The organism is Dechloromonas sp. TW-R-39-2, assembly GCF_016864195.1.
GTDB lineage: Bacteria > Pseudomonadota > Gammaproteobacteria > Burkholderiales > Rhodocyclaceae > Azonexus.
The window spans coordinates 1,981,367-1,998,813 of the sequence record NZ_CP045202.1 but is presented as its reverse complement, the minus strand read 5'-3'; the positions used below and the strand labels follow the sequence as shown (position 1 = coordinate 1,998,813).

The window sequence follows — 17,447 nt, the reverse complement described above, 5'->3', positions numbered from 1 at the left end:
TTTTGGGCATTCGCGATGTCACTTACTTCCCGCAGGGAAGCCGATTGTCGTTTTGGGGTATTTTTTCCGGTTGACCGCGGAAACTCCGATTTCCTACCTTGACTGATATTTCCCATCCTCACTTTTCCTCCTCCACGACTTTCATCTGCCGGGTCGTATTCGTTCCAAGCTCAATCACCTCATCCACCTGCAACCCTCGCGGAATCTGATGCGTAATAAACAGCATCGTCACCTTCCCCTTGAGCTTGTTGATGGTTCGTGCAAAATGCTCCGCCGTCTGTTGGTCGAGGTTAGAAACTGCCTCGTCGAAAACCAGAATCTTCGGCCGCTTGAGTAGCGCTCGTGCAATGGCAATTCTCTGTCGCTGCCCACCCGATAGCCCAGTCCCACGTTCGCCGATTTCCGTCTGGTAGCCGTCCTTAAGGGTTTCGATGACTTGGTGGATTTCCGCTGCCTTGCAGGCCTGGATGACGTTCTCGAAGCTGGCATGCAACCCAAAGGGGTCAGAGACATGTCCGGCGAACATCTGGAAAGCGACCAGCATGCCGACGGTGAAGCCATCGTTCTGCATGACCAGCAGGGCCCCGACAATCAGGATGGCCAGGGTCATCACCTGTTCCAGACCATTGCTGATGACGTTGTAGGTATTGCCGACTTGTTTGGTGCAGAAACTTGCGGCGAGATATTGGGCGAGGAAGTCACCATACTTCTTGTCGATGTCGGCTTCCATCTGCAGGGATTTCACGGTGGCCATTCCTGAGACGTATTCGGTCAGGAAAGACTGGTTTCTCGCGCCGAGCATGAGCTGATGATTGAGATTGTCACGGAAGACCGGGGCAACCAGAAAGCTGATGAAGGCGATGGTGCGACCGCCCCCCAAGGGGGCTTGCTTCGTGGCATCCACTTTAAGGATCAGAACCGGAATGGTCAGGACGGCATCCTTGGAAGGCGTTTCTGGCACGGCTCGCAGGAAGGCGATGGCAGGGAGCGGTAGCTTTTGCCAATCGGCAGGGTGGGTGCTTTGACCGGTCTTGAAACCGATAGCGCGAGCGGCTTCGTGGAAGGTGGCGAGATTGTGCGGTGGTGGACAGTCCTGCTCGACCAGTTTGGGGTCGAAGGGAATGCGATAGAGGCTACACAGGCTACCGAGCAGCCAAAGTATGTCCTGATGCGCCATTACTGCCTGAGATGCCACCGAATCCCGCCTCATCATTAAATCGAGGGACGATGATGGCAAGCAGCCCGCACCTGGTCAATAATCAATATTCATTTTTAATACCGAATAAATAATGCATTTGACACAAAAATCAGATCAAGCAAGCAAAAACACAAGAAACACCAACTGCATCAAATAAAAATTGCAAATCAAGACCATATAAAAGCGAGTCTCTCGGTGCTTTGAGAGACTCGCTGTGTTTTCGACTACATCAAGACGTAGATCGTCTTAAACCGACAAGCCCAACGGCGTGCAGTTATCCTGGCAACCGACCAGACGTTCGATCACTGAACGGACGCGGCCCATGGCTTCCTGCAGGACGACTTCGAGGCTTTCGAAATGGATGCCGTTGGCACTGCTGCCGCGACCGGCAGCGTGATTGGCGATGACGTTGATCGCCGCGTAAGGCAGGCCGAGTTCGCGGGCCAGCGCCGCTTCCGGCATACCGGTCATGCCGACCAGATCAGCCCCGTCGCGCTCCAGACGGTTGATCTCGGCCGCGGTTTCAAGGCGTGGCCCCTGGGTGGCGGCATAGACACCGCCGACTTTCATTTCAACCCCCAGTTGCTCGCCAGCTTCGCGGATACGACGACAAAGTTCGCGGTCGTAAGGCTCGGTAAAGTCGATGTGGGTCACCGGCGTACCGACACCATCAAAGTAGGTCGATTTGCGACCCCAGGTGTAGTCGATGATCTGGTGCGGCAGAACGATATCGCCCGGCTCCAGATCACCGCGTATACCGCCGACCGAAGCGACGGAAATGACGCCGGTGGCCTTATGGTGATGCAGCGCCCACAGGTTGGCGCGGTAATTGACCATGTGCGGCGGAATGGTGTGACCATAGCCGTGGCGCGGCAGGAACATCGCCGGCTTGCCGCAGATTTCGCCGAAAACGACAGCCCCGGAGGGTTCGCCATAAGGCGTGCGGACGACTTCGCGATGCGAAACGTCGAGATTGGAAAGGGTCGTCAGACCGCTACCGCCGATAATTGCCAGCATGTTATTTCTTCCTTTCAGCCAGCAATGAAGCCAGCACGGGCACCACATTCTTGAATGAAGGGTGCAGATGTCTCTGTGGTGCCAGATCGGTCACTTTATCGCCCAGCTTGCGATAGAGCGCGTTGTTGCGCGTACCGGCCAATGGCAGGTCGAGCAGGGTTTTGCTGCCATGGTAGCTGACCAGTGTATCGCGTCCGATGTCCTTGGCCTGCCAGGCAATTGCGGTGCGATCAACTAGATGCAGCGCCAGCACGCTCGGCAAGGCCGCGGCCAGTTCGGCAACGCTGCGGTGAATTTTTTCACGATAGGCTGCCACGGCCCGTCCAGCATCGCTTGCGCTGGCACCGGTCACATCGGCCGGTGCGCCCATCAGCCAGCAAACCACCGTTTCCGGGGCAAAGCTTTCGATCTGTTCGCGTTGTTCCACGCTCAGGGCGGTCAAATCGGCCTGAAGCAGCGTTGCCGCCCTGCCCTGCAGCCGGGCTTCGGTCGCGGACAGGCATTCCGGCAGAGAATCAATCGCCAGCACATCCAGCTTGCGGTCGACCAGCGCCTGTGTGCCAAAACCGATGCCGCAGCCAATTTCCAGAACGCGTTGCCCCGGCACCAGCGCGGCCATCCAGGCGTAATCGCCACGCCGGACGTAAGCCTGCCCCTCGCCTTCCCAATAGGCGATGAACTCGGCAACCGTCGCACCGCTCATCAGTCGTCCTTCATGGCGTAAATCGCCGGCAGATTGCGCCAGGCACCATCGACATCCATGCCGTAGCCAAAGACAAAGCGATCCGGCACGGTCAACCCGACAAAATCGGCTGAAATGGGTTTCTGCTTGCCGTTTTCCTTGTCGGCAAATACCGCCAGCATGACTTCGGCTGCGCCAAGGCGGATCAAGCTTTCCTTGACAGCGGCAAGTGTCACGCCTTCATCGAGAATGTCATCGATCACCAGCACCGAGCGGCCCTTGACCGAGGTCCACGGGGCCATGCGCCAGGAAATCTTGCCGCCCTGCGTTTCCGGGCCGTAGCGCGTCGCGTGGAGGTAGTCGAAATCGAGCGGAAAATCGAGCTTGGGCAGCAGTTGACCGCAAAAGATCACGCCACCGGTCATCACGCAGAGTACCAGCGGATTTTTCTCGGACAAACGCTGGCGAATGGCACCGGCCACCTCGACCAGCGCGCCTTGAATTGCCGCTTCGGAATGAATCAATTCGGCATTGGCGAGCAGTGCACGGGCTTTGTTCGGCTCCATTTATTTCACCATGTTCTTCAGGTAAGCATCGAAAGCCGGGCCAACTTCTGGGTGGCGCTGGCCGAAAACCATGGTCGCCTGCAGATAGCCGAGCTTGGAGCCGCAGTCATAGCGGGTACCGTCGTAACGATAAGCCAGAACCTGCTCTTCGCTGAGCAGCGAGGCAATGCCGTCGGTCAGCTGGATCTCGCCACCGGAACCCGGCTTGACGTTTTCCAGATGATGGAAAATGCGCGGCGTCAGAATGTAGCGGCCAACAACGGCCAGCGTGGACGGCGCATCTTCCGGCTTCGGCTTTTCGACGATGGCATTGACCTGCTCCAGACGATCGGCGACACGACGCGCATCGACGATACCGTAGCTCTTGGTATCAGCGCGCGGCACATCCTGCACGCCGAGCACCGAACAACGGTAGTAATCGTAGGTGTCGGTCATCTGCTTCATCACCGGCGTTTCGCCATCGAGCAGATCGTCGGCCAGCAGCACGGCAAACGGCTCATCGCCGATCACCGGCTTGGCGCACAGCACGGCATGGCCGAGGCCGAGCGCTTCGGCCTGGCGGATGTAGATGCAGTTGATGTTCTTCGGGATCATGTTGCGCACGAAATCGAGCAATTCGCTCTTGCCGCGCGCTTCGAGTTCGCTTTCCAGCTCGTAGGCCTTGTCGAAATGATCTTCAATCGAGCGCTTTGAGCGCCCGGTGACGAAAATCATGTCGGTAATGCCGGCGGCAACTGCTTCTTCAACGGCAAACTGGATCAGCGGCTTGTCGACGATAGGCAACATTTCCTTCGGGCTGGCTTTGGTTGCCGGCAGGAAACGCGTTCCCATGCCAGCCACCGGGAATACCGCTTTGCGGACTTTTTTCATGATTCGACTCCCTCTTCGAGCAATTTCAAAAATTCTTTTTCATCGAGCACCGGCACACCCAGTTCGAGTGCTTTCTCCAGTTTCGAGCCGGCCTCTTCGCCGGCCACGACATAATCCGTTTTCTTTGAGACCGAACCGGCCACTTTGCCGCCTGCCGCTTCAATCATGGCTTTTGCCTGATCGCGTTTGAGCGTCGGCATGGTGCCGGTCAGCACGAAAGTCTTGCCTTCAAGCTTTGCCGCCACCGTCTCCTGTGCGCCGACTGCCGGCAAAGCGGCCAGCAGTTCCTTGCGCCGGGTTGCAACGGCGGCCAGCAAACCGCGATTGCCGCGCGCCTGCAACCAGTCGCCCAGCGCCGTAATGACCTCGCCCGGAATGCCGGCACCGGAAAGCGTTGCTGCGTTGATTCCCTGTATTGCCAAGGTTTCACCATCAATCACCGATGCCAGTTGCCGGGCTCGTACTGGCGTCAAGCGCGGCACGCCAAGCACGGCGTAAAGCTCGCTCCAGCCCAGTCGTTCGGCCAGCGCGCTACGCGGCGCATGCTCGTCAGCCGGCGCCACGCCGATTTCAGGGCACAGCAGCTCGTCGACCGCGAGAACGTTGCGTTCCTCGGCAAAAAAATCGGCAATTGCCGCCGCGACTGTCGCGCCGATATCGGGCAATACGGCAAGCAACGGCGCCGGGGCTCGGCGCACGCGGTCGACGCTGCCCAGCCAGTCAGCCAGTGTTTTCGCGGTCGACTCGCCGACATGGCGAATTCCCAACGCAAACAACAAACGGGCCAGGCTGGGCCGACGGCTGGCAGCAATGCCGTCGAGCAGGTTTTCAGCCCAGCGGGTCGGTGTCTGGCCGGCCTTGACCGTTTCCGGCACCGTGCCGTCGCGCTCGTCGGCCCGGCGCTTCATTTCGAGCAGATCGTCCAGCTTGAGACGGTACAGGTCGGCAATGCCATGCACGTAGCCGAATTCGACCAGGCGCTCGACATAACGCTCGCCCAGCCCGTCGATATCCATCATCCGCCGCCCGGCAAAATGCAGGATCGCCTGGGTGCGCTGCGCACTGCAGGCAAAGCCGCCGGAGCAACGCGTCACCGCCTCGCCCGGCTCGCGCACGACATGCGAGCCGCACACCGGGCAGGCTTCAGGCATTACGAATGCCTGCGCATCGACCGGCCGACGTTCGGCAACGACGCCAACCACCTCGGGAATGACATCGCCGGCACGGCGCACGATCACCGTGTCGCCAACGCAGATACCGCCCTTGCGCTCGACTTCGTCAGCGTTGTGCAAGGTGGCATTGGTCACCGTGACGCCGCCGACAAAGACCGGAGCCAGACGGGCCACCGGCGTCAGCGCCCCGGTCCGGCCCACCTGGATGTCGATCGCCTCGACCACGGTCAACGCCTCTTGCGGCGGATATTTGTGTGCCACGGCCCAGCGCGGCTCGCGGGTACGAAAACCGAGACGGGCCTGCAAGGCCAGACTATTGACCTTGTACACCACACCGTCGATATCGAACGGCAGGCTGTCGCGCAACTCGGCAATGCGACGGTGGAAACCGGCCAGTGCCTCGCCCCCCTGCAGCACCGCACGATGCTCGCAGACCGGCAAACCGAACGCTGCCAGGGCATCGAGCACGCCGGCATGGGTTTCGGGCATATTCCAGCCGTCGACCGCACCCAGGCCGTAAGCGAAGAAACACAAGGGCCGGCTGGCGGCAATTGCCGGATCAAGCTGGCGGATACTGCCAGCCGCTGCGTTGCGCGGATTGACCAGCGTCTTTTCGCCACGCGCCAAGGCCGCTGCGTTGTAGCGTTCAAGATCGTCGCGCCGCATGTAGGCTTCGCCGCGCACTTCGAGCAAGGGTGGCGCCTCGCCGCTGAGACGCAGGGGAATCTGGCGCAGCGTGCGCAAATTCTGCGTCACATCCTCGCCGTTCACGCCATCGCCGCGCGTCGCACCACGCACCAGCACACCGTGCTCGTAGCGCAAGCTGATCGCCAGGCCATCGAATTTCAACTCGGCGGCATAGTCGATGACCGGCGCTGAACCGGGCAATTCGAGTTCGCGCCGGACGCGCGCATCGAAATTCAGGGCACCGGAAGACTCGGTGTCGGTTTCGGTCTGGATCGACAACATCGGCACGTCATGGCGCACTGAGGCGAATTCAGCCAGCGGCCGACCGCCAACGCGCAGCGTCGGGGAATCGGCGGTCTGCAATTCGGGAAACAGCTGTTCCAGCGCCTGCAATTCGCGAAACAGCTTGTCGTATTCGGCATCAGGAATGCTCGGCGCATCCTGAATGTAATAAGCCTCGTTGTGACGTTCGATTTCAGCGCGCAGAGCGGCTGCGCGCTGAATATCCTGCTGCGCTGCGGGCATCAGGAAAACAGCCGGAGCGCCTGGGCCGAACCGGCGGGCAGGCCGAAACTGGCCATCGTCGCCTGCGGCTTGCCAATGAATTCGCGGCGGATGTGTTCGAGCTGCGAATCGGAAAGCGGCTGCCGGTTGTCATCGACCAGCGCGCCTTGCAGGGTTTCGGCAAAACGCTTGGCCAGCTCGGTCATCTGCATGAAAACACGTTCGCCGTGGTCAACGCGCGGCACATCAAGCAGGAAGGTCAGGCCGTGCGTGCTCAGGGTACGCACCGTATCCGGCGTGAACTGGGCTGTTTCGTAATTCTGCAGACTGAATTGCGGACGACCTTCATCGTCATAACGGGTAAACAAGCCATCGATGCCGAGCACCATGCCGGCTGCTTCAGCCAGGGCGCGAATCTTGGTGCCGGAAAAAGCACTGGCCCGGCTGACCAGATTGATGCCGATTTCGAGGTCGACCGCAGCACAGAAGCGATCGATCTCCGCAGCCTGATCGAGCACACGAATATCCGGCATGTCAGCCACGGCCATCAGTTCGTCGGCCAGGGCCTGCATGGCGTTGGTGAATAGCGTGAAATCGCCCTCGGAAACCGGCCCCAGGCGATTGACCAATTGCAGGCCGACGCGCAGGCGGCGCACCGGCAAATTGCTGTCCGGCGGCAGGCGCTCCCATTCCCGGGTACGCTCGTTGAAGCCCAGCCAGTGCACCGGCTTGCTCAGACGCTGCAGGTACTCACGCTGCGAATGCAGGATCTGGCTGGCCGAAACGGCTTCGACCATATCCATGGCAACGACAAATTCAAGACGCGAATCAAGCAACTCGGCCGGTACCGGTACCGACTGCAGCGGCTGTTCTTCCTCGACGACGGGCAGCGGCTCAGGTTCCTGATCGGCGGCAAAGGGAGAGTCATCAATTTCCGGAGGCGGTGCCGGCGCCGGATCAACCGCTGGATAGCGAAGCTCCGGCAGAGGTTCCGGTTCCGGCTCGACTGCCTGCGGCGCATCGACGAACATCGGTTCGATGCGTTCAACAGGCGCCACAGGTTCGTCGACACGCATTTCCGGCTCGTGCCGTACGACAGCTTCGACCTTGCGTGCCGCTTTCGGTGCATCACCGAGCAGGACATCATCGTGATGCGGCTGGAAAACCGCTTCTGCCAGCTTGCGATGACGATATTCCTGCCATTTGTTGTACGCGAACACGCCGACCACGGCGGTGCCCCCCAAAGCGATCAATCCAATCTGAAGCTCGGTCATTTAAGCCGCATCCCTCATTTTCAAGGCTTCCTCAATATCGACTTCCACCACGCGCGAAACGCCGGATTCCTGCATCGTAACGCCGACCAGTTGCTCGGCCATTTCCATGGCGATTTTATTATGGGAAATAAATAAGAATTGCGTATTGGCCGACATTTTCTTCACCATGCCGCAAAAACGCTCGGTATTGGAATCATCCAGCGGTGCATCGACCTCGTCGAGCAGACAGAATGGCGCCGGATTCAACTGGAACATCGAAAAAACCAGCGCAATCGCGGTCAATGCCTTTTCGCCGCCGGACAGCAAATGAATGGTCGAATTCTTTTTACCTGGCGGCTGGGCGATCACTTGCACGCCGGAGTCGAGAATTTCGTCGCCGGTCATCACCAGTTCAGCCCGGCCACCACCGAACAACTCCGGGAAAAGCTGGCCAAAATGGCCGTTGACCGTGTCAAAGGTCGATTTCAGCAAATCGCGGGTTTCACGGTCGATTCGGCGAATGGCGTTTTCCAGCGTTTCCATGGCTTCGGTCAGGTCGGCCGACTGGGCATCGAGATAGCCCTTGCGCTCGGTCGCCGTTTCCAATTCCTGCAAGGCGGCGAGGTTGACCGCGCCAAGCTCGGTGATGGCGTTGCCGAGGCGGGTAATTTCACCTTGCAGGCTGGCCGGCCGGGCGTTGCCCAGCTCAGGCAGCAAGGCAGCTTCGTCAGCCCCGGCTTCAAGCAACTGCTGGGCGTATTGCTCAGTGTTGAGCGCTGCCGCCTGCTCCTTGAGTTTCAAGTCGCCGATCCTGATCCGTAAAGGCTCCAGACCTTGCTCGATTTTCAGGCGCTGCTCTTCCAGGGCGCGCAAGGCATTGGTGGCCGCCTCCAGCGCATCACGCTGGTCGGCCAGTGCCTTTTCCTTTTCCTGGCGTAACTCAAGCGCTGCCTGGAGATTGTCTTCCATGACATCAGGCGGGGCTGCCTCGACCTGCTCGGCGCACTGGCTGCGGTCTTTTTCGATGCGATTCAACTCGCGCTGGGCGGTGGCTTGCTGGACGAACACATCCTGCAGCTTGCTGTCGCACTCGCGCAGCGAATACTGGGCTTCGCGCAAGGCCCGGTCGAAATCGGAATTGCGCTCGCGCTCGGCCCTAACGGCCCGTTCGGCTTCGTCGAGCCGGGATTGGGCACCGGCGACCAGCACGCGAATCCGGCCCAGGCCGTCGCGTACTTCGGCGATTTTTTCCTCCGCCGCCATGTCGCGTTCGCGCTCGGTTTCTTCTTCCTCGGCGAGTTCGGCCAGTTGCTCCTGTAGACGCTCTTTTTGCTCGCGGTAGCGCTCGATCGCCTGACTCAGCTTGAGCACGTCGAGTTGAACGGTATGAATGCGCTGCTGACGGTCGGTGATGTAATGCCGGGTCTCGGTCATTTCCTCACGCTTGTCGTCGAGCTGTTCGTCGAGCATCTGCAACTGCTCGCGGATGCTTTCGGATTTTTCCTCGAAGGCGGCGATGCCTTCAGCCAGCGTTTCGATTTCACGCTGGCGCTCAAGCAAGCCGTGTTCGCCCTTGTCTGGCGCAAAAAAGGTCAGGCTGTAGCGTGTCAGCAGATCGCCGCTACGCGTTACGACGACAGCGTTCGCCGCCAGCGTCTGGCGCATGGCCAGCGCGGCATCCAGCCCTTCAGCCGTCAGGACATTGCCCAGCCACTCGGCCAGCACAGCCTGCAGCGCCGGGTGATCCGAACGTATCCGCCCGGCCAGCGTTGCTGCGGTCGACATGCCGTTTTCGGCCAAAATGCCACCCGACAGCACAACACTCAGTCGCGCATCCGGCCGGTCGTGCAGCCATTCTTCAAGCTTGGCCGGATCATCGCAGGCGATGGCACTGAGGCGTTCGCGCAACACAGCCTCGACGGCTGACTCCCAGCCGGCCTCGACGTGGATTTGCTGCCAGAGTGGCGCAGCGCTTTCCAGCCCATGCCGACGCAGCCATTCGGGCAGTTTGCCGCTTTGCTGGGTACGCGCCTGCATTTGCTCAAGCGCCGAGCGTCGCGCCTGGCCGGCGGCCAGTTCACGCTCGATGCGTTGCAATTCCTCTTGCACCTGCTTGCGGCTGGCTTCAAATTGCGGCAATTCCTGCTGCAGTTGTTGCAGATGATCCTGGTCGCCAGCCAACTCCTCGCGCAGCATGGCGAGCTCTTCTTCCTTCTCGGCCAGGTCCATCGCATCCGGCGCATCGGCCCCACCGCCCTCCTCACGCAAACGCTCGCGGCGCTGGATGATGGATTGCAAGGCACGCTGGGCATGCGTCTTGTTGGTCAGTTCGACCTCCAGACGCTGCTCGCCGTTGGTCGTGCGGGCTTTCAGGCGCTGCAGTTCCTCAAGCGCCTGGGTGTGGCTTTCCTCGACCTGCGGGGCAATGTTCATTTGCTGGTCGAGTCGCTCTTCGGCTTCCTCGACGCGCATTTTCGCCATTTCCTGCGACTCTTCCCAATGCAGACGATCGGCCGCCAGCTTCTCGGCCATCTCGCTCCAGTGAGCCAACTCGCCCTCAAGTTGGGCGAGACGCGACTCAAGCTGACGTTGTGATTCGCGGCGATGACGGATCTCGGCTTCCAGCCGCGCTACTTCGGCATTGGCTGCATACATTTCACTTTGCGCCTGATGCAAGGCATCACCCGCCGCAAAATGAGCCTCACGCATTTCTTCGGCCCGCGCTTCCGTTTCACGCAAGGCTGCGCTCTGTGCTTCAAGCTCGGTGACCGCCCGCTCAACCTCCAGTGCAACGCGCTGGCGCTCAGCTTCAGCCTCGCGCTTGCGCAGCAACCAGAGAATCTGCTGGCGCTGGACCAGTTGTTCATTCAAGGCGTGATAGCGCCGGGCGACTTCAGCCTGAGCTTCAAGCTTTTCCATCTGGTTGCCGAGTTCGAGGCGAATATCCTCGACGCGCGTCAGATTTTCACGCGTATCTTCCAGACGGCCCTGCGTTTCCTTGCGGCGCTCCTTGTAGCGGGTAACACCAGCCGCTTCTTCAAGAAAAACCCGCAGATCATCCGGTCGCGCCTCAATGATGCGCGAAATCATGCCCTGCCCGATGATGGCGTAAGCACGCGGCCCCAAGCCGGTACCGAGAAAGAGATCGGTAATATCCTTGCGCCGGACCTTCAGGTTATTGATGAAGTAATCCGACTGTCCCTGACGGGTCAGCGTGCGTTTGACCGACAATTCAGCATACTGCGACCACTGCCCCAGGGCGCGACCGAGCAGGTTTTCGAAAATAAGTTCGACGGAGGCACGCGATACCGGCTTGCGATTGGATGAGCCATTGAAAATGACGTCCATCATCGACTCGCCACGCAGTTCGGATGCCTTGGATTCGCCCAGCACCCAGCGCACGGCATCCATGATGTTGGATTTGCCGCAGCCATTCGGTCCGACAACACCGACCAGTTGCCCGGGAAGGGAAACGGCGGTGGGGTCGACGAAAGATTTGAAGCCGGCGAGTTTGAGCTTGGTCAGTCGCATGTAAATGATCCGGCTGGCAGGCGCCGCCACTGGCGACATCCCGCGCCGTGACGGGGGTCGTATAATATCACTGACCTACTTTGGTCGATTACTTCGGCATGAACGGCAGTCGTACAGGCATGCAAAGGAGGAGCCGCACATGGATCACGATCGTTTATTCCTGACTCGTGCAGTCGAACTTGCCATGCGCAACGTCGAAACCTGCCATGGCGGCCCATTCGGCGCCGTCGTCGTATCTAACGGGAAAATAATCGGCGAAGGATCAAACCTTGTCGTGCCCAGCCACGATCCGACCGCACATGCCGAGATCCTTGCCATCCGCGCAGCCTGTGCCGCGACAGGGCATTTTCACTTGCCGGAAGCAACGTTGTATGCCTCAAGCGAACCTTGCCCCATGTGCCTGTCAGCCGCTTACTGGGCAAAAATCAGCCGGATCGTTTTTGCCAACCCGCGGTGCGATGCGGCAGCCATCGGTTTCTGTGATGCCGAACTTTACGCAGAATTGAACCTACCACTGGCTGCGCGCCAGATCAGAATGGAACACCATTCGCTACCCAATGGAAATCTTCCACTGCTGCGCTGGTTTCAACATCCTTGCCGCCAACCTTACTAAGGTTGGCAACGAGCAAGGGAAAAATTCGTTTTACTTCTCTTCTTTTTCCGGCGTGTATTGAAAGCCGGTAAACATGTTGCGCGTCTGGCTCTGCAGTTGATCCTGCATCGACTGGAACATTTTTTTTGACTGATCCATATAGGCAGTCATCATGCTCTGCATGGCTGGTTGCTGAAAATTCAGGAACTGCGCCCAGAAATCGGCCTGCATGTGAGCGTTGTCACTGCCGGCATACATGCCGCCCGTTTGTTCCTGCAGCTTGGACTGAAAATCAACAAAGGTCTTCATGTTGTTTTCAAGGTACTTGCCCAGCATACCCTGCATTGCGCTGCCATAGAAACGAATGAAGCCGGAAAGCAACTCGCTCGAGAACATCGGCATGCCACCGGTTTCTTCTTCAAGAATGATCTGGAGCAGAATGCTGCGGGTCAGATCTTCAGAACTCTTGGCATCCAGAACCTTGAAAACCTCGAACTTCAGGACCAGATCCTTGACGTCACCCAGGGTGATGTAGGCGCTTGTCTTGGTATCGTACAGACGACGATTGGGGTATTTCTTGATCAGGCGTACCGGTTCGGTCATGCAGCGATCCTTGAGAAATTTTATGTGCAGTGCAACATTATAGCTAAAAAAACAGGCGCCCGCAGGCGCCTGTTCGTGATGCAGTGCAGAAAGCCCAGAACTTTATGGACTTTCGCGACACATGTTACTGGTAGTACAAGCCACCATTGATGTTCATCGTTGCGCCGGTCATGAAGGCAGCAATGTCAGAAGCCAGGTAAGCACAGGCGCCACCGATTTCTTCCGGCTTGGCCAGACGCTTCATCGGGACGGAGTCAACGATGGTCTGCAGAACTTCCGGCTTGATGGCCATGACCATCTTGGTAGCAACGTAGCCCGGGCAGATGGCGTTAACGGTTACGCCCTTGGCGGCCAGTTCGGCAGCCAGTGCCTTGGTGAAGCCGATCACACCAGCCTTGGCAGCGGAGTAGTTGGTCTGGCCAGCCTGACCCTTGACGCCGTTGACGGAGGAGATGTTGATGATACGACCCCAGCCACGCTCGGCCATCTTGGCAGAGACTTGCTTGGTCATGTTGAACAGCGAGGTCAGGTTGGTGGCGATAACAGCATCCCAGCCATCTTTTTCCAACTTGGCGAACATGCGGTCACGGGTGATACCGGCATTATTCACCAGGATGTCGACCTGACCGAGAGCGGCTTCGGCTTCGGCAACCATTTTCTGACAATCTTCGAGCGAAGAAACATCGCCCGGAACACAGACGAAATCGCTGAAACCGGCAGCAGCCATTTCCTTCAGCCATTCTTCCTTGTTGTCGAACTGCGGGTGATAAGAGGCAACCACCTTGTGACCAGCCTTAGCCAGTTCCTGGCAAATTGCGGTACCCAGACCGCCCATAGCGCCGGTAACGAGAGCAACACGTTGCGTCATAGTCTTTCCTTCCTTATTGTTGATACTGCTAAAAAAAACACCGGTCAGAACATGTGCTGGCCGCCGTTGATGGAAATATTGGCACCGGTCACGAACGCTGCCTCATCGGAAGACAGGTAGGCCACCAGGCCGGCGATTTCTTCCGGCTTGCCCAGTCGATTGACCGGAATCTGCGGAAGAATTTTTGAATCCAGAATTTCCTGCGGGATAGCCGTCACCATTTTGGTGCCGATATAGCCCGGCGAGATGGTGTTGACCGTGACACCCTGCTTGGCCACTTCCAGTGCCAGAGCCTTGGTAAAACCATGCATCCCGGCCTTGGCCGCAGAATAATTGGTCTGCCCGAAAGCACCTTTCTGGCCATTGACCGAAGAAACATTGATGACCCGGCCCCACTTGCGCTCCAGCATGCCATCCATAACCTGCTTGGTCATATTGAAGACTGAATCGAGATTGGTGTGCATGACGGCATCCCAGTCTCCTTTGGTCATTTTCTTGAAGGTCATGTCGCGGGTGATGCCTGCGTTATTGACCAGAACATCGACCGGCCCGACCTCCGCAGTCACGACCTCGACGCAGGCTCGCGCCGAATCGAAATCGGTGACATCACACGGATACGCCTTGAAACCATAGCCCATGTTGTTCATCGACTTGAGCCAGTCAGCAACCTTGGTATTGCCTGGCGAATACGTCGTCACCACTTTATAACCCAGCGCCGCAAGCTTGATGCAGACCGCTTCACCCAAGCCACCCATACCACCTGTAACCAGTGCAACTCTCGACATTGTTTTTACCCTCCTCCAGAAGACTTAAACAGCGCGTTCCTTGACGTAGCGACCCGGTGCCGGCTCGATCGGCTTGTATTTGGTATTTCCCGGTTTGCGCGGCGCACGAAGATCGCCAGCCAGCGGTTTGAGCCAGGCAGCCCAGTCATTCCACCAGCTTCCCTTTTGCTCGGCTGCTGCGGTCAACCACCCTTCAGCATCCGATTTGACATCGTCGTTGGTCCAGTAACTGCGCTTGTTCTTGCTGGCTGGATTGATCACGCCGGCGATATGCCCGGAAGCGCCAAGTACGAAACGGATTTTACCGCCGAGAATCCGGGTGCTCTGATAAGCCGACTGCCAGGGAACAATGTGGTCTTCACGCGTGGCGAGCAGATAAACCGGCATGTCCAGCGTACCCAGATCAAGCTTGGTTCCGCACATTTCAAGCTTGCCGGCAACACGCAGACTGTTGTCGTTGTACAGATTGCGCATGTACCAGCAGGCAAACGGGCCTGGCAGGTTGGTCGAATCGGAATTCCAGTAAAGCAGGTCGAATGCCTGTGGCTTCTGGCCCTTGAGGTAATTGCCGGTCACATAATTCCAGACCAGGTCATTGGCGCGCAGGAAAGAGAAGGTATTGGCTAGATCACGCGCCGGCAACAGACCGCCCTGACCAATCGATGCCTCACGGGCAGCCAGGCCCTGCTCATCGATGAACAGGCCGATTTCACCGGTATCGCTGAAGTCGAGCAAGGTGGTCAGCAGGGTCAAGGAAGCAACGATATCTTCGCCGCGTGCCTTCAGGACACCAAGCGCCGAAGTCAGAATAGTGCCGCCGACGCAGAACCCCAGCGCATTGACCTGCTTGACCTTGCAGATGTCCTGAACGACATGCAAGGCAGCAATCGGGCCATGCTCAAGGTAATCATCCCAAGTCAAATGGCCATGATCCTCCTGGGGATTACGCCAGGAAACAAGGAATACGGTATTACCCTGCTCGACCATGAAGCGGATCAGCGAATTCTCCGGCTGCAGGTCCATGATGTAGAACTTGTTGATGCACGGAGGAACAACCAGCAGCGGACGCGTTCCCACTTTCGGTGTCAGCGGCGTGTATTGAATCAACTGCATCAATTCATTTTCAAAGACCACCGCACCTTCGGTATTGGCGATATTGCCGCCCACCTCAAAAACCGATTCATCGGTCATCGAGATACGGCCTTTTTCAAAATCCTTGATCAGATTGTTGATGCCATCGGTAATGCTCTGCCCTTTGGTATCGAGCGCACGTTGAATGAATTCGGGATTGGTTGCAGCAAAATTCGAAGGCGCCATTGCATCGGCCACCTGACGCGCCAGAAAGCGCATGCGATTCTTTGCCTTGGTATCTTCAGCCGGGATGACCTCAACCAATTCCTTCAGGTATTGGGTATTGAGCAGGTAAGCCTGGTGCAAGTAGTCATAAATCGGGCTATCACGCCACTCCGATGCAGAAAAACGACGATCGCCGGGCTCAGGGGAAACCTTGAACGAATCACCCTGCCCCTGCTGCCTGGTCAGCACCGACTGCCACAACGACATCTGCTGATCCATGAACTGCTTCTGTAATGCCGTCAGCGCCTGGGGATCAACGGCGGGAGGAACTGCCGCCGCCGGATTGCCTGCCTTGCCGAGATAATCCATGAACTGCTGCGTCATGTTCTGCCCGGCCTGCATGAACTGCATTGCGGAGCCAAAAAACGCATCGTTACTGTTCGATCCCTGTGCCATGGGCAGTCTCGTTTCTCTGTTGATCGGGGTTTGAGCTTCTGGATTCTGCATACCGACCTGAACGCTGTCAATGCTTAATCGGCATATTGCAAACCTCGCAACGACGCGGTATTTGGCTGAACTGGCGAATGCGGATCAAAAATTAACGGTCGGTCACCGTCCGAACTGGGGACAGTACTACGACTCAACCCCAAAAGACAATCATCATGACAAGCAGCGACACAATGTACGCCGGTGAAACAAAACCAGCCCCCGGACAGCGCAGCCTCGGCGCGCATTTAGATGCATAATCCCGGCTTTTCCGGGCATCAGGCTCAGGAAAACAACACCCCATTTGCCGGATTACATTTCGCTACCATGTCTTTTGTGCTGATCATTGTCATCGGCTGGCTGTACGTAACCATCCTGGTTGCCGCCAACGAACCCACCGCTGTTTCAGGCATCATTTCTTTTCTGTTTTATGGCGCACTGCCTTGCAGCGTTTTCATCTGGATGGCGGGAACCAAAGTTCGGCGCCAACGCCAGCGTTACCGGGAAGCAATGGAAAAACGCAACGCGGAAAACCAGGCCGATCAGACACAGCCCTGAGGACAGGAACTACTCACCGACCAACGCCCTAGCCAGTGCAATCGAAGCAATTCCAAGACCGATCAACAGCACCTGCTGTACCGTCGCCTTGAGCTCGGTCCGCTTATGCAAGCCGGGAATCAGGTCAGCCACCGCAACATAGATCATACTGGCAGCAGCCAGGCCGAGCAGATAGGGAATCCACTCCGACAAGCCGGCAAGCGCAAAGTAGGCCAGCATGGCGCCAAGCAAAGTAGCCAGGCTGGAAAGCAGATTGAAGACAATTGCCTTGGTCTTGCTGTAGCCGGAATGCAGCAAGATCAGATAGTCGCCGACTTCCTGCGGGATTTCATGCGCAATGATGGCCAGCGCAGTCACTATCCCCAGTTCGGTGCTTTCGAGAAAGGCAGCAGCAATCAGGATGCCGTCGACAAAATTATGGAAGGTATCGCCGACCAGAATCAGCAAACCTGAGCGACCATGGTCATGGTCACCTGCGTGTGGTTCATGCGCCTCGCAGTGATCGTGATGACAGTGACGCCATAACACCAGCTTCTCGAGCACGAAGAAAGCCAGGATGCCAAACAGCACCGTGGCGGCCATTCGATGGGGTTCGCCATGCTCTAGCGCATGCGGCAATATCTCAAGGAAAGCTGCGCCAAGCAACGCACCGATGGCATATGAAATCAGGACATTAACGCGGTTCGTACCGGCAGCAAAGGTCATTGCAGCGGCCGCAAGAACGCTCAATGCACCACCGGCCAGCGAAACGACAATAATCCAGGAAAGAGTGCTCACAA

General features: G+C 58.0%; 15 protein-coding genes. 2 read left to right on the top strand and 13 right to left on the bottom strand.

The annotated features are described in order from the left end of the window. Window positions 1-118 precede the first annotated feature (118 nt). The 8 genes from GBK02_RS17015 to smc form a co-directional block, all read right to left on the bottom strand. Window positions 119-1,177 (bottom strand): ATP-binding cassette domain-containing protein, encoded by a 1,059-nt coding sequence (locus GBK02_RS17015; RefSeq protein ID WP_305852111.1) that lies wholly within the window; start codon window positions 1,175-1,177, stop codon window positions 119-121. A gap of 267 nt (window positions 1,178-1,444) precedes the next feature. Beyond that, window positions 1,445-2,215: an S-methyl-5'-thioinosine phosphorylase gene (locus GBK02_RS09580; RefSeq protein WP_203466456.1), complete on the bottom strand. Its 771-nt coding sequence runs from the start codon at window positions 2,213-2,215 to the stop codon at window positions 1,445-1,447. A gap of 1 nt (window position 2,216) precedes the next feature. Further along, window positions 2,217-2,918 carry a bifunctional 2-polyprenyl-6-hydroxyphenol methylase/3-demethylubiquinol 3-O-methyltransferase UbiG gene (locus tag GBK02_RS09575; RefSeq protein WP_203466455.1) on the bottom strand — a complete coding sequence of 234 codons (702 nt, stop codon included), beginning with the start codon at window positions 2,916-2,918 and terminating at the stop codon, window positions 2,217-2,219. Further along, window positions 2,918-3,463, bottom strand: coding sequence for a hypoxanthine-guanine phosphoribosyltransferase (locus GBK02_RS09570; protein WP_203466454.1), 546 nt, complete (start codon window positions 3,461-3,463; stop codon window positions 2,918-2,920). The genes GBK02_RS09575 and GBK02_RS09570 overlap by 1 nt, the downstream gene beginning before the upstream one ends. Continuing rightward, window positions 3,464-4,333, bottom strand: a complete 870-nt coding sequence (galU, locus tag GBK02_RS09565; RefSeq protein WP_203466453.1) for a UTP--glucose-1-phosphate uridylyltransferase GalU — start codon at window positions 4,331-4,333, stop codon at window positions 3,464-3,466. It abuts the gene before it with no gap. Beyond that, window positions 4,330-6,717, bottom strand: a complete 2,388-nt coding sequence (gene ligA / locus GBK02_RS09560; protein ID WP_203466452.1) for an NAD-dependent DNA ligase LigA — start codon at window positions 6,715-6,717, stop codon at window positions 4,330-4,332. The genes galU and ligA overlap by 4 nt, the downstream gene beginning before the upstream one ends. Then, window positions 6,717-7,970 (bottom strand): cell division protein ZipA C-terminal FtsZ-binding domain-containing protein, encoded by a 1,254-nt coding sequence (locus GBK02_RS09555; protein ID WP_203466451.1) that lies wholly within the window; start codon window positions 7,968-7,970, stop codon window positions 6,717-6,719. Before GBK02_RS09555 ends, ligA begins: the two co-directional genes overlap by 1 nt. Continuing rightward, the gene (gene smc, locus GBK02_RS09550) at window positions 7,971-11,480 is read right to left on the bottom strand and encodes a chromosome segregation protein SMC (RefSeq protein WP_203466450.1); all 3,510 of its coding nucleotides are present in this window, start codon (window positions 11,478-11,480) and stop codon (window positions 7,971-7,973) included. It lies immediately after the preceding gene. A gap of 139 nt (window positions 11,481-11,619) precedes the next feature. Here smc and GBK02_RS09545 point away from each other — a divergent pair, with 139 nt between their 5' ends. Beyond that, window positions 11,620-12,093 carry a nucleoside deaminase gene (locus GBK02_RS09545; protein ID WP_203466449.1) on the top strand — a complete coding sequence of 158 codons (474 nt, stop codon included), beginning with the start codon at window positions 11,620-11,622 and terminating at the stop codon, window positions 12,091-12,093. 30 nt (window positions 12,094-12,123) lie between these two features. Here GBK02_RS09545 and phaR read toward each other — a convergent pair whose 3' ends face one another. The 4 genes from phaR to phaC all read right to left on the bottom strand — a co-directional run bounded on the left by phaR (window position 12,124) and on the right by phaC (window position 16,080). Beyond that, window positions 12,124-12,675: a polyhydroxyalkanoate synthesis repressor PhaR gene (gene phaR, locus GBK02_RS09540; RefSeq protein WP_203466448.1), complete on the bottom strand. Its 552-nt coding sequence runs from the start codon at window positions 12,673-12,675 to the stop codon at window positions 12,124-12,126. Window positions 12,676-12,799: 124 nt separating this feature from the next. Beyond that, complete coding sequence (gene phbB, locus GBK02_RS09535; protein WP_203466447.1) at window positions 12,800-13,543, bottom strand: acetoacetyl-CoA reductase; 744 nt, start codon at window positions 13,541-13,543, stop codon at window positions 12,800-12,802. Window positions 13,544-13,587: 44 nt separating this feature from the next. After that, on the bottom strand, window positions 13,588-14,328 hold the full coding sequence (gene phbB / locus GBK02_RS09530) for an acetoacetyl-CoA reductase (RefSeq protein ID WP_203466446.1): 741 nt from the start codon (window positions 14,326-14,328) through the stop codon (window positions 13,588-13,590). A 24-nt stretch (window positions 14,329-14,352) separates the two neighbouring features. Next, window positions 14,353-16,080 carry a class I poly(R)-hydroxyalkanoic acid synthase gene (gene phaC, locus GBK02_RS09525; RefSeq protein WP_239002960.1) on the bottom strand — a complete coding sequence of 576 codons (1,728 nt, stop codon included), beginning with the start codon at window positions 16,078-16,080 and terminating at the stop codon, window positions 14,353-14,355. Window positions 16,081-16,437: 357 nt separating this feature from the next. On the opposite strand from phaC, the gene GBK02_RS09520 reads away from it, so the two are divergent. Next, a complete protein-coding gene (locus tag GBK02_RS09520; protein WP_203466444.1) occupies window positions 16,438-16,668 on the top strand; it encodes a hypothetical protein in 231 nt (76 codons plus the stop codon). A 9-nt stretch (window positions 16,669-16,677) separates the two neighbouring features. Here GBK02_RS09520 and GBK02_RS09515 read toward each other — a convergent pair whose 3' ends face one another. Further along, the gene (locus GBK02_RS09515; protein WP_203466443.1) at window positions 16,678-17,445 is read right to left on the bottom strand and encodes a ZIP family metal transporter; all 768 of its coding nucleotides are present in this window, start codon (window positions 17,443-17,445) and stop codon (window positions 16,678-16,680) included. Window positions 17,446-17,447: the final 2 nt, after the last annotated feature.

Coding starts and splice junctions, on each gene's coding strand:
- GBK02_RS09570 (WP_203466454.1), bottom strand. CDS start 3,463: ATGGAGCCGAACAAAGCCCGTGCACTGCTCGCCAATGCCGAATTGATT.
- phaR (WP_203466448.1), bottom strand. CDS start 12,675: ATGACCGAACCGGTACGCCTGATCAAGAAATACCCCAATCGTCGTCTG.
- GBK02_RS09580 (WP_203466456.1), bottom strand. CDS start 2,215: ATGCTGGCAATTATCGGCGGTAGCGGTCTGACGACCCTTTCCAATCTC.
- smc (WP_203466450.1), bottom strand. CDS start 11,480: ATGCGACTGACCAAGCTCAAACTCGCCGGCTTCAAATCTTTCGTCGAC.
- phbB (WP_203466446.1), bottom strand. CDS start 14,328: ATGTCGAGAGTTGCACTGGTTACAGGTGGTATGGGTGGCTTGGGTGAA.
- phbB (WP_203466447.1), bottom strand. CDS start 13,543: ATGACGCAACGTGTTGCTCTCGTTACCGGCGCTATGGGCGGTCTGGGT.
- galU (WP_203466453.1), bottom strand. CDS start 4,333: ATGAAAAAAGTCCGCAAAGCGGTATTCCCGGTGGCTGGCATGGGAACG.
- GBK02_RS09575 (WP_203466455.1), bottom strand. CDS start 2,918: ATGAGCGGTGCGACGGTTGCCGAGTTCATCGCCTATTGGGAAGGCGAG.
- GBK02_RS09545 (WP_203466449.1), top strand. CDS start 11,620: ATGGATCACGATCGTTTATTCCTGACTCGTGCAGTCGAACTTGCCATG.
- GBK02_RS17015 (WP_305852111.1), bottom strand. CDS start 1,177: ATGGCGCATCAGGACATACTTTGGCTGCTCGGTAGCCTGTGTAGCCTC.
- GBK02_RS09520 (WP_203466444.1), top strand. CDS start 16,438: ATGTCTTTTGTGCTGATCATTGTCATCGGCTGGCTGTACGTAACCATC.
- GBK02_RS09555 (WP_203466451.1), bottom strand. CDS start 7,970: ATGACCGAGCTTCAGATTGGATTGATCGCTTTGGGGGGCACCGCCGTG.
- phaC (WP_239002960.1), bottom strand. CDS start 16,080: ATGGCACAGGGATCGAACAGTAACGATGCGTTTTTTGGCTCCGCAATG.
- ligA (WP_203466452.1), bottom strand. CDS start 6,717: ATGCCCGCAGCGCAGCAGGATATTCAGCGCGCAGCCGCTCTGCGCGCT.